This is a genomic window from Alcanivorax sp. HI0083, from assembly GCF_001635175.1.
Genome location: NZ_LWFX01001612.1, coordinates 1 through 272, shown reverse-complemented (window position 1 = coordinate 272; position 272 = coordinate 1). Strand labels below are relative to the sequence as shown.

General features: G+C 55.5%; 1 protein-coding gene. It reads left to right on the top strand.

Annotation, left to right across the window (positions count from 1 at the left end; translation table 11 throughout):
- A partial coding sequence (locus A3754_RS28210; protein WP_197468827.1) for an AarF/UbiB family protein occupies positions 1-272 on the top strand: 272 nt, incomplete at both ends.

The window sequence follows — 272 nt, the reverse complement described above, 5'->3', positions numbered from 1 at the left end:
GGGCATTGGGCGATCGCCCGCCAGTACCGGCTTTGCTGCGTACTACCTTTGAATCTCTGGGCACGACCTACATCAAGCTGGGGCAGTTTATCGCCAGTTCACCGTCGATTTTCCCGGAGGAGTATGTCGAGGAATTCCAGCGGTGTCTGGACCGGACTCCACCCCTACCTTTTCATTACATCCGGGAAACCATCGAGTCCGAGCTGGGGGACAGCCTGGAGACGCTTTATCAATTTGTAGACCCCAAACCATTGGCCAGTGCGTCTATTGCT